A 23807-nucleotide genomic window follows, 5' to 3' on the forward strand; every position below is an offset into this window, starting at 1 on the left:
TAAGTGATTTTTTATTTAATTTTTTACCCTATTATACAACTCAAGCGGTTCTTCTACTGAAATACCATTTATTTTCATACCAGTAATATCACAATTTTCTATTTCAATATTTTTCAGATTACTACTACGTATTGTAGTACTTTCCAAATCACATCTATCAAATGAAATAGGATCTTTATCCTCTCCAAGGCTTGTATCTCTAAATTGAACTCCACCTAAAGTCACAAAATTAAATTTACTGCCAGAAATATTTAAATCTGCATATGAGGAATTTCTAAAATTAATATTTCTAAAGGTTGATTGACTTACATTACTGCTAACATATGAACTATTTTTTAAATTTACTTGATAATACTCTGTATTTGCCAAATTACAGTTTTCGTATTGACCATTTTTCATATCTTTATTTTTAACTAAGTTTTCTTCGCTTAAAGCTATCTTTATTTTTTTCACATAACAATACTCATCTTCCGTTTCAAAAATTGTTTCATAGCCCATTTTTTTATAAAAATGATGATTATTAATCTGTCTACTAGACGTCTCAAGATCCCAAATTCTTACGCTTGTAAACTCTTCTTCTATAAAATCAATAACCTGTGCTCCAATTCCTATTCCTTGATGTTTAGGATCTACAAATATACGATCAATTCTACCGTAAGACTTACCAGAAATCGTAACTATAATTCCCCCGATAATTTCTTTATTCATTATCACTTTGAAAGATTCCAGTTCTTCAATCGAATATTTCATCATTTCAACTGATGAATATCCTGGTGGTTGAATATTATAATCAATTACACCATCTTGATTACACAACCATTGTTTTGCTTCTTCATCGAATGTTCTTTTCATTATTTCTGTCAACTTTTCAGCATCTAAAATTGTAGCTTTTTCAATAGATATTATCGTCATTTTGTTTTCCCCTTAAATGTTACAAACCAATAACTTATATGTACAACAAAGTTATTAATTCACTTTTGTTTTTAATACTTTTCCCATTATTACATAAGGAACATCATCTTTACTTGGATGAAATGGTTCCAATACATTTACCCAATCTAATTTTCCATTCATTACTCCTATTTTTAGCGATTATATTTACTAGCATTTATAAATAATTACAAAATAAAGAATATTAAAACGGGATATTTATCTTCTCATTCATTTGCTAAATACAATAAACTTGCACAATAAAAAGCTCTGGAGCATTTTTATAAAAAATTCATGCTTCAGAGCTTTTGTATATTTTTAATTATTTCTTCGTTATGCGCCTTCCGTACCATAGTCTTCAATGGTTAGCTTAACATTATATTTAATTGGTGCCTTACTAAACACTTTATCCCAATCCTTTTCAACTTTCTTCCATACTTTTGGATACTCGATTTTCAAACTAGTATTAAAGCCAGCGACATCAGTTTTATATTCCTTTTGAATTTTTTGTAATGTATGCTTCACTAATCGCTTCACTTCTTGCTCCGCAGATTGCTCCGTCCTTTTGAGAAATGTATTTTTAAAAGCTTCCTCTGATTCAGACCAGTTTTCAGATAGCCGTCCCACAGACTGCACATTGACATCGAAAGAGATTTTATCCCCTTTAACATGGGGCGTAATTTTACTTTTCATAGATTTCACTTCATACATAACTAATTTTTTCGTCTTTTTATCATAACTTTTCACTAAGCCACTTTTCCCTTTTGCAGTGATCCACATTAAGCCTTCTAATTCATTTTCATTCAAAAATCCACGAAGTTTTTTTGTACGCCCTTTAATTACAGCAGCACCTACATATTTCACTTCTCCGTTTATAGAAATCACATTTGGTAAAAGAAAACTCGCCCCGGATTTCACCTTTCCTGGTAGTTTTGCAAGTGGCATCGGCGGTAAAATTCGTGAGGATCTATATTCATTATCCTCGATTTCAATCAAGCGAAATGCTGGAATTTCTCCTGATTCTTTTGATTTTAACGCATCACTAGCTAGCCCTTTACTAACCATAATAAGGCAACTAGGTCTCATTTCATTATCACGAACATAGATGTCCAATAACTGCGTTAAATTATATGTTCGAGCAATACTTTCACTAATAACTATTACTTTCGTATGATGAAAAATGATAGGCCTTTGCCTTCTTAATGCAACTTCACGTATTGATTGATGAAGAGAATCTCCTGTTTCTGCAACATTCATATAACCTTTTTGTTGTGATACTCCACCTTTCCCTCCATCTGATGATGATTGTGCTTTAACAAATTGGTAGGTGGTTGTTATTAAATTCTTCTTTTTATATCCACCGCCCTTTTCTTCAATTTCTTTCTCAATCTTTGTTTCTTTTTCTTTATCTATTGCTATACCTACGGCGAAACCTAACTCCTCAATTTCATGACTACTCCAGCATCCTGTCAGTAATAAGAGAAAAACGATTGACATTATTCTAATTATATTTTTTCTACCTTTAACATTTTGGTTCATGCCTTTTTTTCCTCCCCTTCGAAATCATAAGGAGAAGAAACGGAAGAATACCAAATAAAATTATTGCTGCGTTACTAATCATATTTCCAAATTCAAATAACTCATTTATGTTTTTCGGAATTGCGGCAACGATATATGTTACTGGGAGTAATCCATACAAGAAGGAATGAATATTTTTATTAAAAAGCTGCGCTAATCCTAAAGCAGCTGCATAATAACAAATCGTATATGTTGCAAAAATTTGCATTATCCATATTACTAATAGCAAAGATTCGAACCGTTCAAAAATTAACCCTTGAATTTCAAAGCTTCTCATAAGATCAATTGTAGGCCATGTTCTCATCAATACCCCATCGATAGAAAACGCACCAATAACCATTACAACTGTAATGACATAAAAAAATAAAGGAATCATAGTGCCAATTATTACAACCCTTACAGCTTGAGATGGCTTCTTCATAAATGCTAATAGTAACAACATAATTTCCGCTCCCGAATATGCCATAGTTGTTGTTTTTAGACCTTTTAGTACAGGAACAATACCTAATCCTAATACAGGACGAAGATTATCGAGTTCAAATATTCCAGTGCTCATAAAAGATGTCACTAAAAAAATAAAAACTGTAATTGGAAAAATAATTTCAAATAAACGTGCTATCGCATTTATTCCGCCTAAATTTAAATAAAGACTTATCCACATGAATGGCATAATAATAGCCCAGTCAGGCGTACCTTCTAGTAGAAAGAAACTTGTTATACCTTCCAACGTTCTTAGTTCAAATGAAGCGAGTGTAAAAAAGTAACCGATAATCAATAAACTAATTAACACTCCAAGCCATTTCCCTACAAGTTCTTGGCTATATTGATAAAATGTTTTTTCAGGAAATTGTTGACTTAACTTCACGATAATTACACCCGCAACCATCGCAATTAATCCACCTAAAATAACCGTTATCCAAACATCAGGTGTATTCACTTTCTCAGCCGCGGTTCTAGGTAAAGTGAGAATTCCGATCGCAAGTATATAATTGATAAGAATAACAGCTGCTTGTGAAGTAGGAATTTTATCCTTTGAGTTCGTAATCATTCCTCTTCACTTCCTTTCCGTACATAGTCTTTTAATTTCAACATTTTCGGACGCCGCTTCATCATCTGAATTGGCATACGAACCATAAAATCCTTCCAATCAGTAAATTGATATAAGACAGCTGGGCTAGCATAAGGGACACCAAAACTTTTAAGCCTTGCAATATGGCTACATATAAAGAGGAAAAATAGCACAACTCCATATAATCCAAATACAGAAGCAAAAAACATAGCTACAAAGCGAAGAATACGTAATGGAATTGCTGTACTATAATGAGAAAGTGCAAAAGAAGAAATAGCTGTGGCCGCCACAATGATTACCATAATTGGACTCACAATTCCTGCTTCTACAGAAGCTTGTCCAATGATTAACCCTCCTACTATTCCCATTGCTGAACCAATTGGTTTAGGTAATCGCAGCCCTGCTTCTCGTAGAATTTCGATAGCAATTTCCATAAACAAGGCCTCTATAATTGCAGGAAACGGGACGCCTTCTCGTCCTCCTATAATTGAAATTGCTAACTTAGTCGGAATCAATCCGGGATGAAACGATATAAATGAAATGTACAGAGCTGGAGCAAAAAGAGCAATAAAGGCTGTTACAAAGCGTAATAACCGAATCAGCGTACCTGGTATCCAGCGCTCATAATAATCTTCAGGTGATTGCATCATCATACTAAATGTAACCGGAACAATTAACGCAAAAGGTGTTCCATCCAATAGAATTGCAACCCTTCCCTCCATTAGTGCAGCGATTACTTTATCAGGGCGTTCCGTACTCTGTACTTGCGGAAAAGGACTTAGATAATTATCTTCAATAAGTTGTTCTACATAACCTGACTCTGGCACATTATCAATATTAATTTTCTGAATTCTCTTCTTAACTTCTTCTACTAATTCCGAATCAGCAATCTCTTTCATAAAGGCAACGACCAATTCTTTTTTTGCTCGTTCTCCCACATGAAACTTTATTAAAGATAATCCTTCGTTTTCACCATGTAACCGTAACAAAGCAGTATTATCCGACAAAACTTCTGTGAAACCTACCCGTGGACCTCTGACCGTCCCCTCTGATATCGGCTCTTCAACATTGCGTGTTTTCCCTTTTTTTGTATTAAGTATTAATACATCTGATAGTCCATCAATAAATAACGCCGTTGAACCCATTAACACCTTTGACATCATTTTTTGCACAGATTGCACTTCTTCCACTCCACTAATAGGAAGAACTCGGTTTTTAATAAACTCTTTTGAAACACTATCTTTCATATTAGACGATTCATCTTTATACTCATCAGGAAACTTACACATTAATGATTTCATAATGTGCATATCAATAAGATCCTTATCTGACAATCCTTCTACAAAAACAAGAACTGCCCGGATGCTAGTCCCGCCGATATTAAACTCTCGACAATAAACGTCCGAATTATCAAGAGCCTCTTTTTTTATAACCTCTAAATCTAAATTGAAATTACCTGTAAAATAGGATTCAGGAACTTTAGTGGGCTCATCTTCATATGTATTACTTTGATCTTTTCTTTGATTAACCATTGAATCTTGAGCTTTCACCTTCATCACTCTTTCTCCAAAAAAGCTTCTTATACCATTCTTCTTTACATATCAATATTTGTTTTCACTTGAATGTAGTTCGTTATATTATTCTTTTTCTAATGTGCGAATCCAACTAAAAAATCTTGAAATTATATATGGAATAAATAGTACGATAAAGGCTTGTATAAAAACTTTCCACTCAGGTACATACAAAACAATCATGTCCCACATTTTAATCATCCTATAACGATAAATAATTTTAGAAATTCCTCACTCAATTGGAATTTCTTACGAATTATTATGTCTGATAAGAAAAATTTTAATGCACTTAAAACTTCATTTTACATTTCATCTATATTTTTCATTGTATATTCAAAATGATCATTCTATATCAGACCAACAAAAAAGAAGGTGGCCTAAAAATCAGTTTTACTGACTTTATCGGCAACCTTCTTTTATAAAATATCTTCTTTTATAAAGTATCTTCTTTTTGTAATTGCTTTTCTTCTTTCCAAAGCTTTCCTGGCCAAAAAGCGAAGCGTCCTAAAACGACTGTAATCGCAGGTACAAGCAGTGGTCTTACAATAAATGTATCTAGCAATACACCAATTGCTGTCACAATACCGAATTGAACTAAAACTTGAATTGGTAATGTACCTAATACTGCAAATGTTCCTGCTAAAATTAAACCTGCGGATGTAATTACACTACCTGTTTGTATAACACCATTTTTAACTGATTCTAAATGATTTTGTTTCTTTTTATTCTTCCATATTTCAGAAACCATAAAGATATTATAATCCTCTCCTAAAGCAACTAAAAATACGAATGCATATAACGGTATCGCACCTTGTATCGCGGGAGCTCCCATACCGAAATGCAGTAAAATCCAGCCTGCTCCTAATGCAGAGAAGAAAGATAAAACGACAGTTACAATTAAGTAGATCATCGCAACGATTGAACGTAAATACACGAGTAAAAGTAAAGCGATGATACTAATCATAACCGGAATAATAACCGCTTCATCCCGTTCAGTAATTTGCTTTGTATCATATAAGGAAGCTGTTTCTCCGCCAATCCATAAATGATTCTCAGCTTTACTAATTCCTTCATCTTTTAATACCTTTTCTACACTATTTTTCAATTTAGGGATTTGATCTAATGCTTCAATTGAGTATGGGTTTTCCACTAAAGAAACTTCATACATTTGCAATTGATTATTTTCTTTTCCCTTCATTGGCTCTTTCACTTTATTAACAAAAGATAATTTCTCTATTTCTTGTTTAATAGGTAAATCTTTTCCCTTTGAATCAACTACAATCTTTACTGGCGCTAATTCTCCAGCTGAAAAATGATCCGTAATTAATGTAAATCCTTCGCGTGATGGCATATCTTTCGGGAATGATTCTAATAAGTCGTACGTGTATTGAATACGCGGTACAAATGAAGCCAAGCCTCCTAATAAAAATACGGTTAGCATAATAATTGTCCACGGTTTACGTACAACAATATCCCCAAGTTTTTTACTAAAGAATCCTTTAGTATTTTTTACTTTTACTACTTTCTTTTTCTTTCTTGCAAACTCTTCATTCATTTCAGCTGTTCTCGGTATGAACGGGAAAAATGCAACTCTACCGAAAATTAATAATAATGCTGGAAGAATCGTTAAAGCAGCGATTCCCATAATGAAAACAGCCACACTAAATGGAACTGCGAATCGATGAAAAGCTCCATAATGAGCAAGTAATAACGTTCCTAACCCTAATACTACAGTAAGTGCACTCATTATAATTGCTCCACCTGATGCTTTTATCGCAAGTTGCAATGCTTTATACTTACTTTCTTCTTCTAGCAAGTACTCTTTATATCTTGAAATAAGAAATAAACAATAGTCCGTTCCTGCTCCAAACAGTAAGACAGTCATAATCGATATAGCCTGTGCATCTACTTTAATCCATCCATTGTCTGCTAAAAAGCCCAGTGTCGGACTGATAATTCCGTATGCAAAACCAACAACGAGTAAAGGTAAAATTGCTAAAATTGGTGAACGGTACAGTAAAATTAATAAAACCAATACTAGTAGTACAGTAGCAACTAATAATTTCACATCAGCTTGACTAAATAAACTTACCGCATCCGTTTGAATACCTACAGGTCCAGATAATCGAACATGTAAACCAGAGTCGGTAATTTTTTGTTTGAACGGATCTTCATCCACTTTACTATTCACTATTTTTCGTAACTCTTCTAAATTACCTTTTAATATATCCGTTCCAGCAGATTTATTAAAAAATATTGGTGTGACAAATGATGTACCATCTTTTGATGCACTTTTTGATAATACTTGCTCTGGAATTGTATCAAATGGTGGTAACAATGATTGTTCTTTTAAAGGGTCCGTTTTTAACTCTTTATAAACGTCCTGTATTAATTTGTAGTCTTTTGACTCTAATCCACCATCCCGATGCCATACAACTAACAACGGGTTTCCTGCATTATTAGGAAATTCTTTTTTCATAAGTGCTTCAGCTTGCTGTGACATAGCTGTTTCAGGTAAATTTTTCGGATTCGGTTCTTTCGTACTGTTTACTTGTGGTAACGTAAATGAAAGTACTAATGTAATAAGAATCCATACCGATAAAGTTATCCATTGCGTATTCTTCCCTGCTACAAGCCTCCCTAACATATGTAACGGGTGCTTTTTCATAAAACCCCACCTTCCTTTTTTCCTCCAATATTAATTATATATACTGGTCGGTTAATTAATCAAGAATGATTAAAAAATTATGTTATAATTATCTCAATAATAAATGTCAGGAGCGAATGTATTTGGATCAAAAACAACGTCCTCTCGGAAGGCCTCGTCAAAATAAAAATACAAAGTCTACAAAAGAAATCATTTTAGAAGTTGCAACTAGGTTATTTCTCACTCAAAATTATCAAGTTGTTTCAATGGATGAGGTCGCGAAAGAATGTGGAGTTACAAAAGCAACTGTCTACTATTACTATTCAACAAAAGCTGATCTATTTACCGCTACTATGATTCAAATGATGGTGCGCATAAGAGAAAATATGGATCAAATACTCTCTACGAATAAAACTTTGGAAGAAAGATTATTGAACTTTGCTACAGTATACTTACACGCAACGATGGATATTGATATGAATAATTTTATGAAAGATGCAAAACTTTCTTTATCTGAAAAGCAATTAAAGGAATTAAAAAATGCCGAGGATAACATGTATGAAGTGTTGGAAAAAGCGCTAGATAACGCAATTCTCCTTGGAGAAATTCCTAAAGGAAATCCTAAATTTGCTGCCCATGCTTTCGTCGCTTTATTATCAATCGGGAATTTTAAAGATGAGAATCACAATCCTACTCTTGCAAATATAGATGAATTAGCAAAAGAAATCGTTTCGTTTTATTGGAATGGATTAAGTCATCAAAATTAAATTGATTATATTTAATAAAGAGCATATTTGAAATTCCTTCAAACATGCTCTTTATTAATTTAAGGGTTTTATTTATATACTAGCAATTAAATTATACTTTAGCACCGATTAACAAAAAATTCTTATCTATAGCTCTTGAATTTGTGCATTTATATTCCCCTTACTTAATCCACCATGGTAACAAACTACAGAATCAATTTCTAGATTTAAATACTTCTTCAAAGAATTTTGCGCTTCTTTTATATCCAAAGTAGTTGGGGCATGAATTCCCCCTAAAATTCCGTTTACACTATACATTGAATCCCCAGCGATAAGAGTTTTACTTTGTCTCAAATATAAACTAATATGACCAGGAGTGTGCCCTGGGGTATGAATAATAAGAATACCACCGCAATATGGAAGTTCTTGGCCTTCAACCAAAGTATCATCCACTTTTCCTTTTGGTGGATTCTGTACTTGTGCATCCTTCAACAAAGGTAACTCCCCCTCGATATATGGCTTATCTAGATCGTGAGCATAGACTTTTATATTACTTCCACAGTTTTGTAATAGTTCAGGAAGACTACCTATATGATCTATATCTTGATGCGTCAAAATCACGGCTTTTAGTTTATCAAACGATACTCCAACCTTACCCATTTCTATTCGTATATCTTCAATTTGTCCAGGAAATCCAGTATCTATTAAAACTGCCATTTCATCATCCCATAAAAGAATTGGGTGAATAATATACTCTTGAAATTCAAGATGTAACATCTCTACCCCTTTAGCAATCTCCATAACATTATTCTCCTTTATAATGAAATTTTTGAAATCTAAAAATTGGCCTGATAAACAAGTAATTCTAAATTACAAAGCCTCGCTATCGTTTAATATGTTTCGTCATACCAATCGAAAATTCCTCAAATCCAATTGATTCATAGTAATATTTTAAATCTTCAACACACATAAGTTGTGGAATAACTCGTTTTTGTTCACAGTGCCGGATTAATCGTTCCACTATTTCCTTTCCAATGCCTTTGGACTGATATTCCGGTAATACACACACTCCGCAAATAATGCCAGTAATTACACCATCTGATATAACACGTCCCATCCCTACTAACTTTTGGTCATCAAAAACATATATTGCATACCAACTTTGCTTACACATTTGCTCTAACTCATTAACCGATAATTCAAGAGAATTCCATCCTAAAGATTCATACATAGTTAATAATTCATTGAAATCTTTAGGGGGTTCAATCGTGTAATTTAAAATAGTTTTCATGTAAATACTCCCTATCATCCTTTTTGTTTTATTCCAAAAAAATTTTGACCGTCGTTAAACTGACTAGAACAATACTTCAATAAGAAAAAATGAAACTCCTTCTCTTTAAAAACATAAGGAACTTAATAAGATTGGTACCATATATATTTCTCTATTTAATATTTGTTTAATATATCAACTAATGGTGAGTATAAAATATATACATTTCAACCATCACCAAATACTGAATCTAAATTACAATTATAAGAAAAAGAAGGTATCTCATCTTTGTGAGATACCTTCTTTTATATCAATCCATCATTATATTATCAACCAAAAATCATACAGCTACATACGATAAGAACAAACAAAACTAATAAACTATTTGAGAAATAACCCATAGAATACTACCCCTTTATTTCATTATGTAAAAGATTTTACCATAAAATTATTAATAGTATAATGACTGAAAAAGACATTGGCTTCATTAGTTTTTTATGTATAAAGTAATATTTTATAATCTTTCTACTCACCGCTCATAAAAAACTTTAACTTTTCCTCTAATGCATCGCTCACGATTTAAATAACATTGATATTAGTAAATAAACAATTACTAATATCAATGTTATTATTTGATTTCAAGTAAAAATAGTAATAAAATAATTACTAAATTGATAAAGGACACGAAAAATAATGACTAATAAAGAATTAATAAACGAATACATGAATTTATTATTAAATATGTCAGGTACTTTTAAATTATTATCAGAGAAATCCACTGAATTTACACATTTAGAGCAACACATAATTGAGTATATTGCCCAGCAAAAAGTCGCTGTAAATTTAAAAATGATTGCTAGTTATTTAAACATACCTAAACAACAATTAAGTGTAACCGTTCGTAATTTAGAGCAAAACGGATACATTGTAAAAAAACAAGATACAGTAGATAAACGAGCTGTTTTAATTTCCTTAACAGATAAAGCTGAAAAAGTACATTATGAAAGATGGAAACAAATTTATAATAATTTCACTAGTAATCTTGAAAAACTCAGTGAAGAAGATCAACGTGATTTAACTTACGGACTGTATAAAACAAATAAAATGCTATCAAAAATGCTAAATAACGACTAATCATATATATATGATATTTTTTTATTATTAAATGGAGGACGTTTCATGGTTAAAGAAATAGATTTACAATCAGTTCAAAGTACTATGCTTATTCCACTATGGGGACGAGCATATGGTAGTGAGAAAAACAAGGATATTTTAGATGATACGGAAGCTATTCGGATTATTAAAGAATGCGACTTTGATTTTTCTAAAATAGCAGATACATTTGGCGAATATGGATGTATCACTTACATTACCCGTGCAAGAAAAATAGACGATACTATTAAACAATTTATTAGAAAACATCCGAATGCTACTATAGTAAATATCGGTTCTGGACTAGACACTACTTTTTCAAGAATTGATAACGGTACTATACAGTGGTATAACCTTGATTTGCCTGATGCGATCGCTTTCCGCAAAACATTAATTGAAGATACACCACGAAATATAAGCATTGCCAAATCATTTTTTGACACTTCTTGGTTCAACGATATAAAATATGATCCAAAAGACGGTATTCTTTTTATATCAGCAGGTGTGTTTTATTACTTTAAAGAAGAAGAACTGAAGGAGATATTTGTCGCTATGGCAAAACGTTTTCCTGGAGGAGAGTTATATTTTGATGCCGAATCAAAGTTCGCACTGACACTTTCGAATGCTACTGTAAAAAAATCTGGTAATAACGGCGCTATGATGTATTTTTACGTAAATAATCCAAAGACAATAGAAAAGTGGTCTTCTAACATAAAAATATTAAGCTGCTCCCCTTTCTTTAAACATATACCTACAAATAAAGATTGGGATGGAAGTACACGAATTATGATGCGGATTGTAAATTTAATAAAGATGTTGAAGTTCGTTCATATACGGTTTAAAAAATGATAAATCTATAATATATTAATCATATATAAAAGAAGACCTCGATTTTATTAAATTCATATAATAATCTATAGGATAGTTAGTCCATTATGAGGGCTAACTATCCTTTTTTATTTACATAATGAATGAAATAAGTAAACAATAAATATTTAGTTTAATCAGTATAATAAAGATATATAACTTGAAACGTTCGATTGGTTTTGGGAGGAGGACATGCTTCAGTTATAGTTTGTCACTATTTGAATTATAAATCAGTTATTTTATCTTTATCTGGATTCTTGCCCAAACTAATGACCTCTTCTCCTTTTCAATAGTTTCGAGTTAGGTCCGGGATTTCTAAAGGTCGCGTACGTTCCAAACAATCTCACCGCGCTCGTCCCACGTACTGTGATGCCTCTTAAATCCTATCTTTTCTAACACCCGGAAGGACGCAACATTCCAAGCGCCTACAGTCGACCAAAGTCTGTGGCGCCCCGTAGCAATCGCAGCGTCCAGCACAACAGATGCTGCCTCAGTCGCATAGCCTTTGCCATGAGCACTGCGGAACAACTCGTATGCGATCTCCGGCTCTTCCAGTGTGGAACGACCGATAATCAAGCCACAATATCCGATGAAATCACCTTCGTCTCGTCGGCGAATAGTGAGAAGGGAAATGCCATTTTCGCCTGCTCTCTTACGCATCTCTATAAGCATGCTACGAACGGCGTCAAGGGTTGGTATATCCACACCACGTTCGCCAATTAATTTTCTCATCCAGACTGAATCGGATTCCTCCCACATACTCAGATCAAGTCGTTCAGTTTTCAGCTGGAACTCCATAGCTTTAAATAAAGCTGTCATAGTGGAAACCTCCTAGTTATATCACTGCACTCATAATAGCTTCGCACCTCATCACCACATCAGGTTGGAAACCCGGCTATTTTCCAACTCTCACGAGAATTTATAGCAACAGTGTACAAAAAATTAGTGTTATTTTATGCATAGGTAATTACCCTACAAAATAGACCTTTTTATCAAACTTTTTTCAAAACTAACTATAATATAAAGGAAAAAACATATTATACATATCAAATAGGTCCTTGCCTTTACTTTTATTGATTTCAACAACTATAAACTAAATTTAATTCGGACGAGGTCTTTTTTCCTTATCTTTCAACTAAGCTAATTGCTAACTCACGTTTGTATCGAATAGATGTGAAACCTTCGCCTACAGGTAGCCCATAAGCTGGTCTTTCATCTTGGTATTTAAATCCAACTGCTTCATAAAATGGAATTCCCATATCATTATCTTTTGCAACTGAAACCCATTGTTCTTTTGCACCTCGTTCAATTTGATCATTTGCAATTATAGAAAGTAATTCTGTACCAATGCCTTCTCTTTTTCTATTTGGATTTAAATATATTACAAATAACTCTGCTGTCTCTTTGCCAATGAAACCACCTCCACCAGCACCGAGTATTTCTCCATTATCACTTGCAACAAACCAGCCATTCCACTCTTGGCTAATATTTAATATTTCATTTCTCACCCTGTCTTCATTGTAAAATTCCTTAATCGTACTTTCTATGTATTGCTGGGGCAACAAACCTGGATATGTATTTCTATAACCATCTGAACACACTTTAATAATCCCTTGTATATCTTCTACTCTTGCTTTTCTGTATTCAATCATATTGCTTCCTCCCGTTCTTAAATAAACAATTCACACCTTATATAATTCAATATTCAAGCAATTAATCCTATCCGTGTGTTTATACTATATTTCTAAAAACCCTATAATCGTTTCACATACATTATCTGTTTCTTCGACATCTGGAAAATGTGCACTATTTTCAAATATAACAATATCAGATATTTCTAAATATCGTTCACCATCTTTTAACATATAATTAATCACTTTGCGTCTCTCCCTTATGTATAATACCCTTACTATTAGACTTTCATTTTTAACTAACTACTAAATGTATTTTATTCCACCACAAATCGAGATCACATTCACTTATATTTTTTCTTTACATACTTAACTCTCTCCTTTAAATTGATATTAATTTTTTTACAGGTGAATAATCGCTACATTTCCCCATATAAATTCCAAACAAATATTACAACAAAAGCTGTACCCTTATACAAAAAAGGTACAGCTTTTTAACAACATACACTAAGAGGTTTATTATCCTAACTAAATCACTTTCACATAACTTCAATAATACATTTGTTAACATGCATTTCAAATTCTTTCGATACATTGAATTCATTTTATTGTTTAATTTTCATAATCAAATAAAACATTTTTGACTACGCTACATTAACACCTTGATTCTTCAAAACAAACTTTCCAAATAAGAAACGTACAAGAGGTCCCATTATTATTAATTGAAGTGGGTACGCCATAATGAAATTTTTAATGAAAATCGAGAAATAAATTGAAGCGAATGAGTCACCATGTAACCCATTATGTAAATACATCATAGCCATTCCGTAAAATGACATAAAGAATACCATTCCGATTACCATTGTTGTTGCCATCGCAATAATCATGTTTACTTTTTTTGATTTATCAAATGGTAATGCAAATACAATCTTTTTCGCACACGGTCCAACGATACATATTTCAATTAATAGCGCAATAATAAATCCAATTATTAGTTCTAATGCGATTTCCTTAATATGAATTGGTCCTCCTGCTCCATTCATTAATAAATTGTAAAACGTCATAACGATAACCATCCCGAGGCACATCATCATACCAAATTGGAGGTTTTCCTTTCTTGTTGTTGGCAATTTTCATCATCCCTTCTCTTTGAGTCTTTGTCATTATATCGATATTGGAAACCCCTTCGTAAGTGAACATTTTGTGAACATTTTTAAAGCGTTTACGTGCATTTCTTCCACTCTTCACTCCAATCCTCCCACTTTATAACTTTTTACTTACAAAGGTTTTATATATTCTGATGTTGAATTATTAAATTTAATATTGAATTATATGATAATTACTACTAGGAGGATAACCATGAATAAAGCAGAATTTTACGCATATCACATCGTTACAAGGAAAACAATGAGTATCGGAAAAATCATTCACTTTGACAAAAATCAAACTAATACCCTCTATCACTTCTTTTTTGAAAGAGAACAATTAAATTCTAATGATGAAGACTCCATTCAAATTTTAAAAAGGCATTATATCAATGAGGAATTACATATAAATAATGAAAATGCTAAAGTAGTTCTGAATTATATAGATCAAACAATTAGAGCGGTTAGAGAAACGATTGTAGAAATGGTTAGACTGCAAGAATTTCCTGAATATCCCTCAAGGTTGTCTTGCTTATATGCTTCCAAAAGCTATGAGGATGCTTTGAAATGGAAAGCGCTATTTGATTCTTATAATCGAGAAGTTTTGCAGATTGTTAAACTACGAGTAATCGGAAGTTCTTTTGAAGGTGATGGAAACCTTTTGCCGAAAGAAGATGGTATTCCTTTCGCTCAAAAAATGGAACAAGCTAGAGAGTATTGGAAAGGAAACGTTAGAAATGAACTTCCTGAGTTACTGATTAATGGGAGAATTGAAGTGGTGGAAATTATTGATGATTTTTCATCAATTAAAATTTAATTCCTGGTTAAATATTAAAGAATGGAGATTAAAATGATGAAAAAAGTGTACTTCAATCATGATGGTGGTGTAGATGATTTAATATCACTATTTTTACTACTCCAGATGGAAAATGTAGAACTTACAGGTGTTTCAGTTATTCCTGCAGATTGTTATTTAGAACCAGCAATGTCTGCCAGTCGTAAAATTATAGATCGCTTCGGCAAAAATAATATTGAGGTAGCAGCGTCCAACTCTCGTGGGAAAAACCCATTTCCAAAAGAATGGCGGATGCATGCATTTTATGTAGATGCTTTACCAATTTTAAATGAGTTTGGGAAAGTTGTTACACCTGCATCAAAAAAACCTGCACATCATCATATAATAGAGACTCTTCTACAAACTGATGGAAAAACAACTTTATTATTTACAGGGCCCCCGACTGACCTTGCTCGTGCACTATATGAATCTCCAATAATCGAAGATAAAATTGAACGTCTCGTTTGGATGGGCGGTACATTTCGTACTGCAGGCAATGTACATGAGCCAGAACATGACGGAACAGCCGAGTGGAATTCATTTTGGGATCCCGAAGCAGTAGCTCGTGTTTGGAATGCTAATATAATCATTGATTTAGTAACTCTAGAAAGTACAAACCAGGTTCCGCTAACTATAGACATACGTGAACAGTGGGCAAAAGAGCGTAAGTATATTGGTGTTGATTTCCTTGGTCAATGCTATGCAATGGTCCCCCCTCTCGTTCACTTTTCAACTAACTCTACCTACTATTTGTGGGATGTATTAACTGCTGCGTTTGTTGGGAAAGCTGATCTTGCAAAAACAAAAACGATTACTAGTATCGTTCATACATACGGACCCAGCCAAGGACGTACAGTGGCAACTGATGATGGGCGACCTGTAAATGTCGTTTATGATGTAAAACGTGATGTATTTTTCAACTATATAACTGAATTAGCAAAGAAAGCTTCTACTTGAAATTCTATCTATACGAAAAATAAATAAAGTCGTATAACTTCAGATGATGAGCCTGCAAAAAAATTCAAATTGGTTGCGACTTAATATTTACTTATTAAAAAGAGTATTGAATTAACTTTCAATACTCTTTTTGTACAGTTTAATTATATTCAAATCAGAATAAGCTTCAATCTGATTTGAGTTAGGTTTTACAGATTAACCATTTCATAACCATTTACAAAGTACGTTATTGTTTCTAGCTCATCTTCATTTAACTCTCTATCTAGTTCTTGTTTATATGCTGCCTTTATCTTCTCTTCATCGCCTTTATGAGTTTCCGTATAAGTTCCTACTGTTTTTAATAAACGAATCTCTCGCAAAAATTCATTTCGATCTATAGCTTCCCCATGTGAAAGAATATAGGTCTCGGCATCAAATTTCTCTAATTCTTGTATCAGTTTAAACGTTCGTTTCGTCGTATAGTTCCACTTAGAAGAAAAAATATTTGCATAAATACAATCTCCTAAAAACAATATCTTTTCTTCTTTAATATAAATGACAACAGAGTCATGTGAATGGTCTCCGCCCACATGCTTTAACACACATGTCACATCACCAAGGTCTAATTCAAGTTGCTTCTGAAAGGTTAAGGTCGGCGGAATAATTTGAATATTCCTTGGTTGTTCACTGAACTCTTTTTTTATACAGTCCGCACAAAATTCAATTTCTGTGCCTTCTTTTACTCGTGTGTCCAACGCGTCATCTGTCCATTTATAAGAAACTAGTTTCTGCATCTCTCTTTTCGTTTCAGAATGCGCAATAGATAATGCACCTTGTAGTACAGGTAATCCAAAAATATGATCCCAGTGCCAATGCGTTAATGCTACAAAATCAGGATTTGAGATATTTTGCTCTTTTAGCATTTCTAAAAACAATTGTGTATGTGCTTCTGAATTACCTGCATCTATCATCAAAGTCTTTTCTTTTCCAACTACCATTCCTAAGATAGGTCTATCGGTCTCGGAAACAGGTGTCATGTACCAAAATGCGTTTCCTATTTTTTTAATTTGCTGCATAACTATTGCCTCCATTTTATGAGTATGTAACAATTTCCAGCCGAGAAAATTCTTTATTTTGTATTTTGATTACTATTAAATAACAATGTCAGAAATAAAATCATTCTACATTTTTTATTATCTAGTGAAATACAAATACTAATTTTGACAAGGGAATCCTTTCTCAACATTTGTTACTTTTAATCTATTTTACGCTACGAATTTACATTTAAATTATATTACAATTTGTATAAATGAGATACATTTTACAATATCGAAGGAGTGTTGAACCTGGAATGCAAAGGAACCAATCATGCCCTATTTCGGTAATGTGTTAACAGGTAAAAAGTTGATCAATCAATGAATTTAATGAGGAGGGCTACCATGTTATCAATTGAATAAAAGCAGCAACTATACAGTTGCTGCTTCCAACATTTCTTTTTGTATTTCAACACGTTTGATTTGGTGAGGGTCTTTAGAAAGAATTTTAAATGCATATCCTTCGCTATTTACTGTTTGCCCTTCCTGGATATCATAATTCTGCATCAGAATCCAACCACCAATCGTGTCAACATCACTATCATTCATATGTAATCCTAGTAAATCATTTAATTCGCTAATTAATACTTTACCTTCTACGACAACATGACCTTCATTCATTTGCTGGATGGGCGGACGCTCATCTTCATCGTATTCATCACGGATTTCTCCTACAATCTCTTCCAGAATATCCTCAATGGTTACAATACCAGCCGTACCGCCGTATTCATCATATAACACAGCCAACGGAATACGTTTCTTTTGCATTTGTAGTAAAAGATTATGTATTGGTATGGTCTCAATTACTTCAATTACTGGACGCGTATACGATTGAATAGAATTGAATTCTTTTATTTCCTTATTCATATAACGAATAAAGAAGTCTTTCACATTCACCATGCCAATGATTTCATCTTTATCTTCCCCAAATACTGGGTAACGTGTATACTTTTCATCACGGATTATTTTCATATGGTCTGCTAAAGAATTATCTACATGTAACCCTATAATTTCTGTACGGGGGACCATGATTTCTTTCGCAATACGATTATCAAATTCAAAAATATTATTTACATATTTGTATTCAGCTTGATTAATTTCTCCACGTTCATAACTTTCAGAAAGAATCAATCGTAATTCTTCTTCTGTATGTGCTACATCATGCTCTGATGCAGGTTTTAAGCCGAACATTCCTGTTATCATCCTTGCAGAGCCATTTAACAAGCGAATAAACGGATACATGATTTTGTAGAACCAGATAAGCGGAGCCGAAAGTAATAAAGTAACCTTCTCAGCCTTTTGAATCGCGAATGTTTTTGGGGCTAATTCACCAACTACAACATGTAAGTACGTCATAATAGTAAAAGCAATTCCTAAAGATAATACACCTGCAATGGAAGGATTGATGTTCCACTTATCAAATAAAGGATGTAAAAGTCTCTCAATCGTTGGTTCACCTAGTGCCCCGAGTCCCATTGCTGTAACTGTAATCCCTAATTGACAAGCTGACAAATACTCATCCAAGTTTGATGTCACTTTCTTAGCTGCCAGCGCACCCTTCTTTCCTTCTAATACAAATTGATCAATCTTTGATCCTCTTACTTTTACAATAGCAAACTCAATTGCTACGAAAAATGCAGTACATGCGATTAAAACCACTACCATGATTAAATTAAATATGTCCAACTAATTCCCTTAGCTTCCTTGAAACTAAAGGATTCACCTCCTGATATATTTTCTCTTTCCAGACCTACTTCATACACATTGACATGAGATTGTATAAAATCTACATTCTCAAAATGATGAGGGGTACTCTGAGAAAATCGAGGTCATTTAGCCACCTATCCGAGTCAACATCTGAGTCCAATACATTTCCACCGCCTTGATTAAATTATCTATATGTTAGCATGAGAAATAAATCCCAGTCAACGTTTACATTTTGTATACCCTGAAATTCAAACAAAAAGCTTCTCTTTCCTGTGACATAAAACCGCTTAATGTGTGCATCAACCACTATAACATTTCCTTCGCTGCCACTAACTATATTATTTTTTTGTTCATTATTTACATTCCTTCTCACATTAAAAATAAAGCGAAGAAACATTTATCAATCTTTTTTTAAAATATTTTGACACACATATTAATAATAACTAATACGATTGTTCAACTCAAATGATTTAGATGTGAAAGCGAAGTTCATACATGGCTTTACCGATAAAATAATGTTACAAATGCTTCAATGTATCATAGGTGGGGAAAAACAGTTTCTTATTTAAATGTCATCCTCTTCTTGTTTTTCAAAATCACTCCATGTCCAATTGGTCCAATCATTATTTACTTTCCCTACAGTTATCAAATTCACATTATTTAATTCAATCGCTTTAGCTAAACTTTGAAAGAATATGCTCTCACTCGGTTTTTGATCATCACTTATATCAGGATGTTCCCATTCTTCTGTTTGATAAAATAGATTTGGTTTAAATTCTGCATTGGCTTCATCTAATATGTCCGAGGGATTTACCCAGAATTTCTCCTTATATTTAGAAGTTAAAAAACGAATAAGTTTGGTAGGATGAAATGAATCAGTTTCAATTCCTAAACGCTTATACTCTTCTACAGTTGGTGTTAAAGTGATACGTTCTCCTTTCAAAAGTAACTCCATATGAAAAGGATCTACAAGGAAATGATCTTCATCATCGTACCAATATTCTTCATTTACAAGCGTTAAGATTTCATCGAAACATGAAAAGAATCCTTGCTGTCTCATGCTATTACTATACACATAGAAGTTATTCGATATCTCAAGGTTTGCATCAACGCCCACAACCTCAAATACAATGAGCCACTTGTCTTCCTCTCGAAAAACAGATATTCTGGATTGTGCTAAGTCAAAATTATAGTTATCAAGTACTGGAAAATCAAACTCCTCCGCGTACCTATCTAGTGTTTCAAGTGTTTTTTCTGCTTCCATAACATTACTCTCCATAAAGTTAGTATAGTGAATTTTTATTACATTCGTTTTTCTTTATTTAACTCATAAACATTATCTAAATACCAGGACATTTTTTTATGTCCCTCTAAACTGGCAACCATCCAGTTTTATTTATTTGTATATTATATAAAACTCTAATGGCTCAGTAAACAACATTTGATTATGACCTTACCGTTCATTTTCTTTATACACAGTCCCCACCATAGCACTCCACTGCAGCTCCTCTTATTCTTCCTTACAATTAAAACAAAGACACATAGTCTATTGTTAAAGTGAAATACAGTTTGATCATTTTTTCTAATAACTTACTATATAACAATCAGCATCCCTATCTTTTCTTCTGGCAAACTACCACCATAGAATAACAATCCTCCTGCAACTCATTCCCCTCCCAATCATTGTATATCTGTAACAATTCAAACCCATTCGCTACAAGTAATCTTTCTAATTCTTGCGGATACGTATACCGAAGATCTATTGTTGTTTTCAGTTCCTCTACTAGCGTATCCTCCTCATAAAACCTTCTTGTTGTTATGTAGTGCTGTATTTGTTGAATTGAATCATAATTCATCTCAGTATATAAATCACATCTTCTTCCGTTTTCATCTGCAATAGTTGTCCAATATTCTTCTGTAGATGGTTGTATTAATTCTTCCTTTGACGGAAAACGTGTATCAAATATGAATATACCATTAAATGAATTTACAGTTTTTTCTCTATAATTGGTCATAATAATTTGGACTAATCTCCCTCCCCCATTAGTAAGCTGAAAACAAGGGGATAGAATTGGAGTGTGATGATATGGAACGTTTATGGATTCCTATAATCGTTACGTTTTTTTCGTTCGGTGGATTACTATTAGGAGGTGCTGTTGGAGTAGCAACACGCCAACTAATTGAAGAAAAGATGCATCGCTTATACGCATTATGTGGTGGGATTTTGCTTGGGCTTTTATCACTTGAAATTATTCCTGAAACATTTTCAAGCTATGAAATAATTGGGCCTATGCTCGGTATAGCTATCGGTATTTTAGTTATGAGCTTATTAGATAACTATTGTCATCATCCGATTATACATAAGAAAGATCAACAAGCATGGCAAACCTTCCTTTTTCTTTCTTTTGCTGTATTCATTCATAATATGCCGAGTGGGTTTGCGTTAGGTACAGCTTTTATAAATCATAATGACTCTGCCATTCCTTTCTTACTTGCGATTGTCATTCACCATATTCCAGAAGGGTTAGCTTTAATTATTCCATTTCTTTTTACAAAACATAAATATATTTCATTTTTATTAACAACTTTATTACTTTCTCTTATCCTAGGTACCGGTACTGTTTTTGGCATTATGATGGACGGGAAAGCGCTCCATTTACAAGGACTTATTATGGGAAGCGCAATTGGTTCTCTTGGCTATGTCACAATTCACGAAATGCTTTGGAAAGCAAAAAAACAGCTATCTCTCCTTCCGTTTCTATCGTGGTCTATTAGTGGATTTTTATTAATAATAGCCTTCACTCTTTTCACTGGACATCATTAAAACAAATAAGTTATATCATTTGTATATTTTCCCTTTTTCTCCAAAACATAATAGTATCTACCTATTATAAGGAGGAACGATTATGTTTGGAAAAACAGCCGGTGAAGCATTAGTGGATCTTTTAATTGACTGGGGTGTAGAACACATATATGGTATGCCTGGAGATTCCATCAATTCTATAATTGAAGCTTTAAGGAAAAAACAAGATAAAATTAAATTTATTCAAGTTCGCCATGAAGAAGCTGGCGCATTAGCAGCGGCAGCATATGCGAAATTAACAGGAAAACTTGGTGTTTGTATGGCTATTGCAGGACCTGGAGCGATTCATTTATTAAATGGTTTATACGATGCAAAACTCGATCAAGCTCCTGTACTAGCAATTTCAGGACAAGTAGAAAGCGATTTACTCGGAACAGATTTTTTCCAAGAAGTAAACTTAGAAAGAATGTTTGATGATGTTGCGGTTTATAACCAACGAATAATGTCAGCTGAACAGTTACCTGCTGTAGTGAATCAAGCGATTCGAATGGCATATACAAAAAAAGGTGTCTCTGTTCTTACAATTCCAGATGATGTTCCAAAATTTGAAGTAAAAAATGGTGCGCGCATTACAAACTCTTCCTTTACATTACCAGAAATATTTCCGCAAGAAGAAGATTTAGCTGTAGCGAAACTCGCACTTAATGAAGCGAAAAAACCTGTTATTTTAGCCGGAAAAGGAGCTAAACATGCGAGAGAGTCTTTACTTGCATTTGCAGAACATATCGGTGCTCCAATCGTACTTACATTACCAGCTAAAGGGATTGTTCCTGATGAACACCCTCTTTGTATCGGTGGATTAGGATTAATCGGGACGAAACCTTCTTATGAAGCAATGAAGCATGCAGATACTTTAATTATGGTTGGTACTTCTTATCCGTTCACTGGTTTCTTACCCGAAAAAGCAAAAACACTTCATATTGATACAGACCCTGCACAAATCGGGAAACGTTATACGACAGATATCGGCTTAGCTGGTGATGCTGATAAAACATTAAAATGGTTAATTGAAAATGTAGAAAAACACGAGGATCATTCCTTCTTAGAGCATCATCAAGAAATGATGAAAAAGTGGGAAGAAAAATTACACACTCAAGAAGAAGATTCTTCTACTCCAATTAAACCACAACGAGTTATGCATGCACTGCAGAAAGTAGCAGAAGATGACGCAATTCTTTCAGTCGATGTCGGAAATGTAACAGTATGGACTGCAAGGCACTTCCGTATGACAAACCAGAAATTTATCATTTCTAGTTGGCTTGCAACACTTGGCTGCGGTTTACCTGGTGCACTTGCTGGACAAATTGCTTTCCCGGATAAACAAGTGTTTGCAGTTTGTGGTGACGGCGGATTCGGAATGACAATGAACGATTTCGTAACAGCTGTTAAATATAAACTACCAATCGTTGTCATTGTATTAAACAATAATAAAATTGCTATGATTAAATTTGAACAAGAAGTTATGGGGAATATTGAATTTGGTACAGACTTAACGAATCCTGATTTCGCAAAATACGCAGAGGCGTGCGGTGGTATTGGATACCGTGTAGAACAGTTAGATGACTTACTTCCTGCCTTTGAAAATGCGGTAAAACAAAGTAAACCATGCATTATTGATGTAGTTGTAGATGTAAATGAAGCACCAATGCCAGCAAAAATCACATTTGGTCAAGCAGCTGGTTATACGAAACATATGATAAAGGAATTATTTGAAGAAGGTAAGATTGATTTACCACCACTTTAAACAAAAAAGATAGCTGAAAACA

21 protein-coding genes and 3 pseudogenes are annotated in these 23807 nt (G+C 33.4%); 8 read left to right on the forward strand and 16 right to left on the reverse strand.

Going from position 1 to position 23807, the window contains the following annotated elements:
- Positions 1 to 15 precede the first annotated feature (15 nt).
- The 6 genes and pseudogenes from AC0IXC_RS05245 to AC0IXC_RS05270 all read right to left on the reverse strand — a co-directional run bounded on the left by AC0IXC_RS05245 (position 16) and on the right by AC0IXC_RS05270 (position 7816).
- Complete coding sequence (locus AC0IXC_RS05245; protein WP_471652673.1) at positions 16 to 912, reverse strand: GNAT family N-acetyltransferase; 897 nt, start codon at positions 910 to 912, stop codon at positions 16 to 18.
- Positions 913 to 966: 54 nt separating this feature from the next.
- Positions 967 to 1065 (reverse strand): annotated as a pseudogene (locus AC0IXC_RS05250) (GNAT family N-acetyltransferase); the annotation flags it as partial.
- Between the two features lie 198 nt (positions 1066 to 1263).
- Positions 1264 to 2469 (reverse strand): Ger(x)C family spore germination protein, encoded by a 1206-nt coding sequence (locus AC0IXC_RS05255; protein ID WP_033709055.1) that lies wholly within the window; start codon positions 2467 to 2469, stop codon positions 1264 to 1266.
- Positions 2453 to 3556: a spore germination protein gene (locus AC0IXC_RS05260; RefSeq protein ID WP_326996787.1), complete on the reverse strand. Its 1104-nt coding sequence runs from the start codon at positions 3554 to 3556 to the stop codon at positions 2453 to 2455. The genes AC0IXC_RS05255 and AC0IXC_RS05260 overlap by 17 nt, the downstream gene beginning before the upstream one ends.
- A complete protein-coding gene (locus tag AC0IXC_RS05265; protein WP_002031867.1) occupies positions 3553 to 5133 on the reverse strand; it encodes a spore germination protein in 1581 nt (526 codons plus the stop codon). The genes AC0IXC_RS05260 and AC0IXC_RS05265 overlap by 4 nt, the downstream gene beginning before the upstream one ends.
- 448 nt (positions 5134 to 5581) lie before the next feature.
- Positions 5582 to 7816 (reverse strand): MMPL family transporter, encoded by a 2235-nt coding sequence (locus AC0IXC_RS05270; protein ID WP_328068374.1) that lies wholly within the window; start codon positions 7814 to 7816, stop codon positions 5582 to 5584.
- Positions 7817 to 7938: 122 nt separating this feature from the next.
- Between AC0IXC_RS05270 and AC0IXC_RS05275 the strand changes: the two genes are divergently transcribed.
- Positions 7939 to 8562 (forward strand): TetR/AcrR family transcriptional regulator, encoded by a 624-nt coding sequence (locus AC0IXC_RS05275; RefSeq protein WP_471652674.1) that lies wholly within the window; start codon positions 7939 to 7941, stop codon positions 8560 to 8562.
- 126 nt (positions 8563 to 8688) lie between these two features.
- Here the strand turns inward: AC0IXC_RS05275 and AC0IXC_RS05280 are convergent, their stop codons facing one another.
- A complete protein-coding gene (locus AC0IXC_RS05280) occupies positions 8689 to 9342 on the reverse strand; it encodes an MBL fold metallo-hydrolase (protein WP_002031870.1) in 654 nt (217 codons plus the stop codon).
- Between the two features lie 82 nt (positions 9343 to 9424).
- Positions 9425 to 9832 (reverse strand): GNAT family N-acetyltransferase, encoded by a 408-nt coding sequence (locus tag AC0IXC_RS05285; RefSeq protein ID WP_002085668.1) that lies wholly within the window; start codon positions 9830 to 9832, stop codon positions 9425 to 9427.
- Between the two features lie 672 nt (positions 9833 to 10504).
- Here AC0IXC_RS05285 and AC0IXC_RS05290 point away from each other — a divergent pair.
- Entirely contained in the window at positions 10505 to 10945 is a 441-nt protein-coding gene (locus AC0IXC_RS05290; protein WP_050000737.1) for a MarR family winged helix-turn-helix transcriptional regulator, read from the forward strand.
- 45 nt (positions 10946 to 10990) lie between these two features.
- Positions 10991 to 11812, forward strand: coding sequence for a class I SAM-dependent methyltransferase (locus AC0IXC_RS05295; RefSeq protein WP_088039354.1), 822 nt, complete (start codon positions 10991 to 10993; stop codon positions 11810 to 11812).
- A gap of 333 nt (positions 11813 to 12145) precedes the next feature.
- Here AC0IXC_RS05295 and AC0IXC_RS05300 read toward each other — a convergent pair whose 3' ends face one another.
- The 4 genes from AC0IXC_RS05300 to AC0IXC_RS05315 form a co-directional block, all read right to left on the reverse strand.
- On the reverse strand, positions 12146 to 12649 hold the full coding sequence (locus AC0IXC_RS05300) for a GNAT family N-acetyltransferase (protein ID WP_002031876.1): 504 nt from the start codon (positions 12647 to 12649) through the stop codon (positions 12146 to 12148).
- A 305-nt stretch (positions 12650 to 12954) separates the two neighbouring features.
- A complete protein-coding gene (locus AC0IXC_RS05305) occupies positions 12955 to 13482 on the reverse strand; it encodes a GNAT family N-acetyltransferase (RefSeq protein WP_471652675.1) in 528 nt (175 codons plus the stop codon).
- An 84-nt stretch (positions 13483 to 13566) separates the two neighbouring features.
- Complete coding sequence (locus AC0IXC_RS05310) at positions 13567 to 13707, reverse strand: proline iminopeptidase (protein ID WP_201033169.1); 141 nt, start codon at positions 13705 to 13707, stop codon at positions 13567 to 13569.
- 398 nt (positions 13708 to 14105) lie between these two features.
- Positions 14106 to 14591, reverse strand: a complete 486-nt coding sequence (locus AC0IXC_RS05315; protein WP_471652676.1) for a DUF2798 domain-containing protein — start codon at positions 14589 to 14591, stop codon at positions 14106 to 14108.
- 229 nt (positions 14592 to 14820) lie between these two features.
- Between AC0IXC_RS05315 and AC0IXC_RS05320 the strand changes: the two genes are divergently transcribed.
- Complete coding sequence (locus AC0IXC_RS05320) at positions 14821 to 15423, forward strand: DUF2441 domain-containing protein (RefSeq protein ID WP_016102044.1); 603 nt, start codon at positions 14821 to 14823, stop codon at positions 15421 to 15423.
- 33 nt (positions 15424 to 15456) lie between these two features.
- A complete protein-coding gene (locus tag AC0IXC_RS05325; protein ID WP_471652677.1) occupies positions 15457 to 16398 on the forward strand; it encodes a nucleoside hydrolase in 942 nt (313 codons plus the stop codon).
- A 188-nt stretch (positions 16399 to 16586) separates the two neighbouring features.
- On the opposite strand, the gene AC0IXC_RS05330 is transcribed toward AC0IXC_RS05325, so the two are convergent.
- Positions 16587 to 17453: an MBL fold metallo-hydrolase gene (locus tag AC0IXC_RS05330; RefSeq protein ID WP_471652678.1), complete on the reverse strand. Its 867-nt coding sequence runs from the start codon at positions 17451 to 17453 to the stop codon at positions 16587 to 16589.
- A gap of 390 nt (positions 17454 to 17843) precedes the next feature.
- The gene (locus AC0IXC_RS05335) at positions 17844 to 19157 is read right to left on the reverse strand and encodes a hemolysin family protein (protein WP_033709060.1); all 1314 of its coding nucleotides are present in this window, start codon (positions 19155 to 19157) and stop codon (positions 17844 to 17846) included.
- 473 nt (positions 19158 to 19630) lie between these two features.
- Here AC0IXC_RS05335 and AC0IXC_RS05340 point away from each other — a divergent pair.
- Positions 19631 to 19732: pseudogene (locus tag AC0IXC_RS05340) on the forward strand (ArsR/SmtB family transcription factor); the annotation flags it as partial.
- An 11-nt stretch (positions 19733 to 19743) separates the two neighbouring features.
- Here AC0IXC_RS05340 and AC0IXC_RS05345 read toward each other — a convergent pair.
- Together AC0IXC_RS05345 and AC0IXC_RS05350 are read right to left on the reverse strand one after the other, a co-directional pair.
- Positions 19744 to 20442: a DUF7003 family protein gene (locus AC0IXC_RS05345; protein WP_326996793.1), complete on the reverse strand. Its 699-nt coding sequence runs from the start codon at positions 20440 to 20442 to the stop codon at positions 19744 to 19746.
- A gap of 349 nt (positions 20443 to 20791) precedes the next feature.
- Positions 20792 to 21157: pseudogene (locus tag AC0IXC_RS05350) on the reverse strand (SAM-dependent methyltransferase); the annotation flags it as partial.
- Between the two features lie 107 nt (positions 21158 to 21264).
- Here AC0IXC_RS05350 and AC0IXC_RS05355 point away from each other — a divergent pair.
- Complete coding sequence (locus AC0IXC_RS05355; protein ID WP_471652679.1) at positions 21265 to 22002, forward strand: ZIP family metal transporter; 738 nt, start codon at positions 21265 to 21267, stop codon at positions 22000 to 22002.
- Positions 22003 to 22084: 82 nt separating this feature from the next.
- Entirely contained in the window at positions 22085 to 23785 is a 1701-nt protein-coding gene (locus tag AC0IXC_RS05360; protein WP_002136230.1) for a pyruvate oxidase, read from the forward strand.
- Positions 23786 to 23807 lie beyond the last annotated feature (22 nt).

This window comes from Bacillus sp. AC266 (genome assembly GCF_979253805.1).

What these genes read in the sequence shown, in the direction of transcription:
- AC0IXC_RS05245 (WP_471652673.1), bottom strand. Translation starts at nt 912, where the DNA reads ATGACGATAATATCTATTGAAAAAGCTACAATTTTAGATGCTGAAAAG.
- AC0IXC_RS05255 (WP_033709055.1), bottom strand. Translation starts at nt 2,469, where the DNA reads ATGAACCAAAATGTTAAAGGTAGAAAAAATATAATTAGAATAATGTCA.
- AC0IXC_RS05260 (WP_326996787.1), bottom strand. Translation starts at nt 3,556, where the DNA reads ATGATTACGAACTCAAAGGATAAAATTCCTACTTCACAAGCAGCTGTT.
- AC0IXC_RS05265 (WP_002031867.1), bottom strand. Translation starts at nt 5,133, where the DNA reads ATGAAGGTGAAAGCTCAAGATTCAATGGTTAATCAAAGAAAAGATCAA.
- AC0IXC_RS05270 (WP_328068374.1), bottom strand. Translation starts at nt 7,816, where the DNA reads ATGAAAAAGCACCCGTTACATATGTTAGGGAGGCTTGTAGCAGGGAAG.
- AC0IXC_RS05280 (WP_002031870.1), bottom strand. Translation starts at nt 9,342, where the DNA reads ATGGAGATTGCTAAAGGGGTAGAGATGTTACATCTTGAATTTCAAGAG.
- AC0IXC_RS05285 (WP_002085668.1), bottom strand. Translation starts at nt 9,832, where the DNA reads ATGAAAACTATTTTAAATTACACGATTGAACCCCCTAAAGATTTCAAT.
- AC0IXC_RS05290 (WP_050000737.1), top strand. Translation starts at nt 10,505, where the DNA reads ATGACTAATAAAGAATTAATAAACGAATACATGAATTTATTATTAAAT.
- AC0IXC_RS05295 (WP_088039354.1), top strand. Translation starts at nt 10,991, where the DNA reads ATGGTTAAAGAAATAGATTTACAATCAGTTCAAAGTACTATGCTTATT.
- AC0IXC_RS05300 (WP_002031876.1), bottom strand. Translation starts at nt 12,649, where the DNA reads ATGACAGCTTTATTTAAAGCTATGGAGTTCCAGCTGAAAACTGAACGA.
- AC0IXC_RS05305 (WP_471652675.1), bottom strand. Translation starts at nt 13,482, where the DNA reads ATGATTGAATACAGAAAAGCAAGAGTAGAAGATATACAAGGGATTATT.
- AC0IXC_RS05320 (WP_016102044.1), top strand. Translation starts at nt 14,821, where the DNA reads ATGAATAAAGCAGAATTTTACGCATATCACATCGTTACAAGGAAAACA.
- AC0IXC_RS05325 (WP_471652677.1), top strand. Translation starts at nt 15,457, where the DNA reads ATGATGAAAAAAGTGTACTTCAATCATGATGGTGGTGTAGATGATTTA.
- AC0IXC_RS05330 (WP_471652678.1), bottom strand. Translation starts at nt 17,453, where the DNA reads ATGCAGCAAATTAAAAAAATAGGAAACGCATTTTGGTACATGACACCT.
- AC0IXC_RS05345 (WP_326996793.1), bottom strand. Translation starts at nt 20,442, where the DNA reads ATGGAAGCAGAAAAAACACTTGAAACACTAGATAGGTACGCGGAGGAG.
- AC0IXC_RS05355 (WP_471652679.1), top strand. Translation starts at nt 21,265, where the DNA reads ATGGAACGTTTATGGATTCCTATAATCGTTACGTTTTTTTCGTTCGGT.
- AC0IXC_RS05360 (WP_002136230.1), top strand. Translation starts at nt 22,085, where the DNA reads ATGTTTGGAAAAACAGCCGGTGAAGCATTAGTGGATCTTTTAATTGAC.